The organism is Rheinheimera sp., from assembly GCF_036568245.1.
In the GTDB taxonomy this organism is placed as follows: Bacteria; Pseudomonadota; Gammaproteobacteria; order Enterobacterales; family Alteromonadaceae; genus Alishewanella.
This window is the reverse complement of the sequence record NZ_DATCSY010000008.1, coordinates 1-5,881: the sequence shown is the minus strand read 5'-3', so window position 1 is coordinate 5,881 and position 5,881 is coordinate 1. Positions and strand designations below refer to the sequence as shown.

The 5,881-nt window shown below is 50.8% G+C and carries 5 protein-coding genes and 1 pseudogene; all 6 read left to right on the top strand.

The annotated features are described in order from the left end of the window. Positions 1-118 precede the first annotated feature (118 nt). Entirely contained in the window at positions 119-1,495 is a 1,377-nt protein-coding gene (locus VIN66_RS00370; protein ID WP_331922140.1) for a sigma-54 dependent transcriptional regulator, read from the top strand. 120 nt (positions 1,496-1,615) lie between these two features. Beyond that, positions 1,616-1,951 (top strand): flagellar hook-basal body complex protein FliE, encoded by a 336-nt coding sequence (gene fliE, locus VIN66_RS00365; RefSeq protein WP_331922139.1) that lies wholly within the window; start codon positions 1,616-1,618, stop codon positions 1,949-1,951. 14 nt (positions 1,952-1,965) lie between these two features. After that, a complete protein-coding gene (fliF, locus tag VIN66_RS00360; RefSeq protein ID WP_331922138.1) occupies positions 1,966-3,654 on the top strand; it encodes a flagellar basal-body MS-ring/collar protein FliF in 1,689 nt (562 codons plus the stop codon). Beyond that, positions 3,647-4,681 carry a flagellar motor switch protein FliG gene (gene fliG / locus VIN66_RS00355; protein WP_331922137.1) on the top strand — a complete coding sequence of 345 codons (1,035 nt, stop codon included), beginning with the start codon at positions 3,647-3,649 and terminating at the stop codon, positions 4,679-4,681. Before fliF ends, fliG begins: the two co-directional genes overlap by 8 nt. Positions 4,682-4,698: 17 nt before the next feature. Then, on the top strand, positions 4,699-5,523 hold the full coding sequence (gene fliH / locus VIN66_RS00350; RefSeq protein WP_331922136.1) for a flagellar assembly protein FliH: 825 nt from the start codon (positions 4,699-4,701) through the stop codon (positions 5,521-5,523). A 2-nt stretch (positions 5,524-5,525) separates the two neighbouring features. Beyond that, positions 5,526-5,881 (top strand): annotated as a pseudogene (gene fliI, locus VIN66_RS00345) (flagellum-specific ATP synthase FliI); the annotation flags it as partial.

Here is a 5,881-nt window from a genome sequence, read left to right as displayed (position 1 = left end):
CCGTTGTTCAGGCAGTGGCGCATTCACATCATGGTTCTGTACGGTATGTGCCGATGGCGCAGGGAGCGTGCTTTGAAATGCTACTGCCACTTTCACACAGTGCTCAGGAGGCACGCGAATGACACAACGTATTTTACTGGTTGAGGATGACGCCGGTTTGCGTGAAGCACTGCAGGATACGCTGATGCTGGCGCAATATCAGGTGCTGGCGGCAGACAGCGCTGAGCAGGCTTTATTATTGCTGCAGCAACATAAGGTGCAGTTGGTGATCAGTGATGTACAAATGCAGGGCGTATCCGGGTTGACGCTACTAAAGACGCTGCGCGAGCGTCACCCGCAATTACCGGTACTGATGATGACTGCCTATGCGACGGTGCAGGCGGCAGTCGAGGCCATTCAGCTTGGCGCTATCGATTATCTGGCGAAACCTTTTTCACCGCAAGTGTTGCTCAGTACTGTCAGCCGTTATGTCAGCACTGAACCGTCCGGCAATATTGAACCTGTTGCAGCGGCCCCTGGTAGTAAACAACTGCTTGCACTTTGCGCCAAAGTTGCCGCGACAGATGTCAGTGTGATGATAGGTGGCCCCAGTGGCTCCGGTAAAGAAGTACTGGCGCGCTACATTCATCAGTTATCAGAGCGCAGAAACGGGCCTTTTATCGCGATAAACTGCGCTGCTATTCCGGAAAATATGCTTGAGTCAACGCTGTTTGGTTATGAGAAGGGTGCCTTCACCGGTGCTATCAGCGCTTGTCCCGGCAAATTTGAGCAGGCACAGCAAGGCACTATCCTGCTGGATGAAATTACTGAAATGGACTTAAACCTGCAGGCCAAATTGCTGCGGGTATTGCAGGAGCGGGAAGTGGAACGTCTGGGCGGGCGTAAAACCATTAAACTCGATGTCCGGGTGCTGGCAACCAGCAACCGTAATTTAAAGCAGGCGGTGGCCGAGGGAGCTTTCCGTGAGGACTTATTTTACCGCCTGAACGTGTTTCCGCTTATCTGGCCTGCGTTATGCCAACGCCCGGAAGATATAGTGCCACTGGCAGAGCATTTGCTGCAGCGTCATTGCACTGAAACCGGACAAGCAATCCCGGTTTTAACGGCAGAAGCCCGTTTGCGTCTTAGCCAGTACAGTTGGCCGGGTAATGTGCGTGAATTGGATAACGTGATACAGCGGGCGCTGATCATTGCACAGGGCAGCACAATAATGGCAGAGGACATTATGCTGGAACCGGACGATATGGCGCAGTCTGCGCTGGCAATGCCTGACAATGCGGCGTTAGCAGAGCAGGGGCCGCGTGAAGTAGCCGATGACAGCAGCACTAATTTTAAACACAGTGTGCATGAGCAGGAACACCGGATTATTCTGGCAACGATGAAAGCCTGTGCCAACCGGCGTAAAGAGGTGGCACTGAAGTTGGGGATAAGCGACCGCACGTTACGTTACAAGCTTGCCAGAATGCGCGACAGCGGTATCGACTTACCTGCCTGAATTAATAAAAACCCTCTTAAAGAGGGTTTTTTCTTTATATTCCATGCAATTAAAACTTGGCATAACTCCTGCTTTGTTAGGGGTAATACAAGTTGCAGCATTTTTTTGACGGGTAACGTTATGAATATTAAAGGTCAGGCACTTTATGCAGAAATGCAATCACTTGCAGGTCAGGCAAGGGGAATTGGCACTGAACTGCGGCTGCAAAATACAGAGCAGGTTAACCCCAGCCAAAGCGATTTCAGTTCAATGCTGACCAGTGCGCTTAGCCACGTTAACAATCTCGCCCAGGAAACCGGCAGAATGCGCACTGCGGTAGAACTGGGTGACCCTAATGTGTCGCTGGCACAGGTCATGATCGCCAGCCAGAAATCATCTTTAGCCTTTGAAGCGACAGTTCAGGTACGCAACAAGCTGGTTGAAGCGTACAAAGACATTATGTCGATGCCGGTGTAACGGAGGAATAGCTTGTGGCTGAAAATCAATCAACCGAGCTTGCTCTGACTGGTAATGATTACAGTAGTGGTGAGCAGCAGGAGCAAAAATCCGGTTTTGTCGGCTCGTTAGGTGGCATGGATTTGGTGCGTCAGATCACGCTGATCGTGGCGCTGACCATCTGTCTGGCCATCGCGATTTTGATCATTATGTGGGCCCGTCAACCCGAAATGCGTCCACTGGGTACCTTCCCGACGGAAGAGCTGATCAAGACACTGGATCATCTGGATGCGCAAAAAATAGACTATACGCTTGAGGGTAATGTGATTTATGTGGCTGAAGACAAATTTCAGAGCACTAAATTGTCATTGTCCCGCGCCGGGTTAACACAAGAGCCCTCCAATGGCACCGAGTTTCTGCTGCAGGACAGCGGCTTTGGTGTTAGCCAGCGTCTGGAAATGGAGCGGTTAAAACATAGCCGTGAGCAGCAGCTTGCCCGCACTATTGAAGAGCTGCAGAGTGTAGCAAGAGCCCGTGTATTACTGGCAATACCAAAAGAGAATGTGTTTGCCCGGGTAGAGAAACTGCCATCAGCAACAGTGCTGGTTACGGCGCGTGGCGGTACGGTCATACGCGACAGCGAAGTCGACGCTATCGTTGATATAGTGGCTTCTGCTGTGCAGGGGTTATCGCCGTCAAGAGTTACCGTAACCGATCAGAATGGCCGTTTACTGAACAGTGGTTCTCAGGATGCCAGCTCTGCCCGCACCCGCAAAGAGTACGAACTGCAGCGTACCCGTGAAGAAGAATACCGTCAGAAAGTTGACTCTATATTAATGCCGGTACTGGGCTATGGTAACTATACCGCTCAGGTTGACTTGCATATGGATTTTACCGCCACAGAGCAAACACAGAAGCGGTTTAACCCTGACTTACCTGCCGTTCGCAGTGAAATGACCATTGAGGAAAACAGTGTCGGTGGTTTAAGTGCCGGTATTCCCGGGGCCTTGTCTAATCAGCCTCCGCTGAACTCCAATATTCCGGAGCAAGCTACCGGCGGCAACGCCAAGCCGGTTGTACCTGGCCGTAACCATAAAGAAGCGACCCGCAACTACGAGTTGGATACCACTATTAGCCATATTTCACAGCAAAGTGGCGTGATCCGGCGCTTAAGTGTGTCAGTTGCAATAGATTACGTGGCAGGTGAAAACGGCGAGCCACAGCCACGGGCTCAGGCTGAACTGGCCAATATCCGTCGCTTACTGCAAGGTGGTATCGGTTTTGATGCCCAGCGCGGCGATATGATTGAAGTGATCTCTGTACCCTTTATGAAAGATGAAGTGGTGCCTGCGCCGACACCTGCCTTCTACGAAGAAGAATGGTTCCTGCGAGTTGTACGTCTTGCCATTGGCGGTCTGATTATCATCGTACTGATCCTGGCGATAGTGCGGCCAATGCTGAAGAAACTGATTTACCCTGAAGATACCAAAGAAGCCTATGATGACTCTGCGCTTAGCAGCGGGCTGGACTTAGGGGATGACACCATTGATATGCTAAGCTCAACGTTTGATGAGAATGCCGTGGGCTTTGCACCGGATGGCACTCTGATGCTGCCAGACTTACATGGTGATGATGATTTATTACGCGCAGTGCGGGCCTTGGTTGCCAATGAACCTGAACTGTCTTCTCTGGTAGTGAAAAACTGGTTGGCTGAAGATGAGTAGCATAGAAGCAAAAAAGCCGGCGTTTGACGTTGGCAAACTGGACGGTGTTGAAAAAGCAGCCATCTTGTTGCTGAGTTTATCAGAAGAAGATGCAGCGCAGATTTTGAAACACTTAGAGCCAAAACAGGTGCAGAAGGTTGGTCTGGCTATGGCGCAGATGACCGATCTGAACCAGGCTAAAATCAGTGCTGTGCACCGGCTGTTTATTGAGCAAATTCAGAATTTCAGCACCATTGGCTTCCAGAGTGAAGAGTTTATCAAGCGTGCTTTAACAGCTGCATTGGGTGAAGAAAAAGCCGCTAATCTGATAGATCAGATTGTGTTAGGCGGTGGTGCCAAAGGTTTGGATTCACTGAAGTGGATGGACTCGAAGCAGGTAGCGAATATTATCCGCAACGAACACCCGCAGATCCAGACGATCGTATTGTCTTATCTGGAACCTGAACAATCCGCCGAAATTTTGTCGCAGTTCCCGGAAAAAGTGCGGCTGGATTTAACCATGCGTATTGCCAACCTGGAAGAAGTACAACCGGCTGCATTACAGGAACTGAACGAGATTATGGAGAAACAGTTTGCGGGTCAGGCGGGTACCCAGACCGCGAAAATGGGCGGCTTAAAAGCTGCAGCCGACATCCTGAACTACATGGATACCAACATTGAAGGTCAGCTGATGGATTCTATCCGTGAGCATGACGAAGAAATGGCGCAGCAAATTCAGGATCTGATGTTCGTGTTCGAAAACCTGATAGACGTGGATGATCGCGGTATTCAGGTGCTGCTGCGTGAAGTGCAGCAGGATGTGCTGATGAAGGCACTAAAAGGCACAGACGAAAACTTAAAAGAGAAAATCTTCAAGAACATGTCAAAACGGGCTGCAGAATTGCTGCAGGACGATTTGGAGGCCATGGGGCCGGTGCGCGTCAGTGATGTGGAAGCTGCACAAAAAGAAATTCTGTCTACTGCACGACGCTTGTCTGATGCCGGCGAAATTATGTTAGGGAGCGGCGGCGGTGATGACTTCCTGTAAGGTAAATGAGTGCGCATATGTCAGTTGATGCATTTAAGTATAAACGGCCATTTTCGCCGGATGATGACACCGAAGAACTGTTACAGCAGTGGCAGACACCGGATCTGACATCAGAGCAGTTGAAGCGTAATACCCGTACCAATGCGTTGAATAAAACCCAGCCGGTTGCGAAAGCACAGAAACCACAGGAAGAAGAAGAGTTAACCCTGAAACCACTGACGGCTGATGACATTGAGCAAATCCGTCAGGCTGCTTACGATGAGGGATTTGCCGAAGGCAAAGACGAAGGTTTCAGTAAAGGCTATGGTGAAGGCCGCGAACAAGGCCAGCAGGATGGTTTTACCCAGGGGCAGGCCGAAGGCAAAAAACAAGGGTTGGCTGATGGACAGGAAGAGCTCAATAGCAAGTTAACGCAGCTGAGTACTTTGTTGGATCAACTGCAGCAGCCGCTGGCAAATGTTGATGCGATGGTAAAACAGCAATTGCTGGAGCTGAGCCTGGCAATGGCGCAGGCTGTAATTGCCGTTGAAGTTAAAACTAATCAACAGGTTATATTGCAGGCAGTAAGTGATGCTATCAGTGCACTGCCGCTGGATGCGTCGCAGCTGCTGATAAAGCTCAACCCGCAGGACATCAGTACTATTGAACAGTTTTACGGTGCAGAAGCCCTTGCCGAGCGTGGCTGGCAACTGCGGGCAGAATCGTCTATCGGCCAGGGCGGTTGTATGGTGGAAAGTAGCCGCTCAAGTGTCGACCGCACGTTAACGCAGCGTGTTCAAAGTAGCCTCGAGCATTTTCTGCAGTTGCAGCAGCACGCTGACAGCCCTGAGACTGGGGAATAACTATGGCCAGCAGTGAAGCATTAAGTCAGTTTTTGCAGCAGCAGCTGGGCTATGTTCACAGTTCAAAACCTTCTGTTTCCGGTCATCTGGTGCGGGTAGTCGGCCTGACACTGGAAGCGACTGGCTGCAGCGCTGCTATTGGGCAGCCTTGCAGTGTCGAAACCGCACGCGGCGATATCATGGCCGAAGTGGTGGGCTTTGCCAATGACCGCATTTACCTGATGCCAAAAGATGATGTGTCCGGTGTAGTTCCCGGCGCCAAAGTTACGCCTATGCTGAATTTTAAAGGTGTACCGCTTAGCATGAGTTTACTCGGGCGGGTGATTGACGGTGTCGGTACACCGCTCGATGGTAAAGG

What these genes read in the sequence shown, in the direction of transcription:
- VIN66_RS00370 (WP_331922140.1), top strand. Translation starts at nt 119, where the DNA reads ATGACACAACGTATTTTACTGGTTGAGGATGACGCCGGTTTGCGTGAA.
- fliE (WP_331922139.1), top strand. Translation starts at nt 1,616, where the DNA reads ATGAATATTAAAGGTCAGGCACTTTATGCAGAAATGCAATCACTTGCA.
- fliG (WP_331922137.1), top strand. Translation starts at nt 3,647, where the DNA reads ATGAGTAGCATAGAAGCAAAAAAGCCGGCGTTTGACGTTGGCAAACTG.
- fliH (WP_331922136.1), top strand. Translation starts at nt 4,699, where the DNA reads ATGTCAGTTGATGCATTTAAGTATAAACGGCCATTTTCGCCGGATGAT.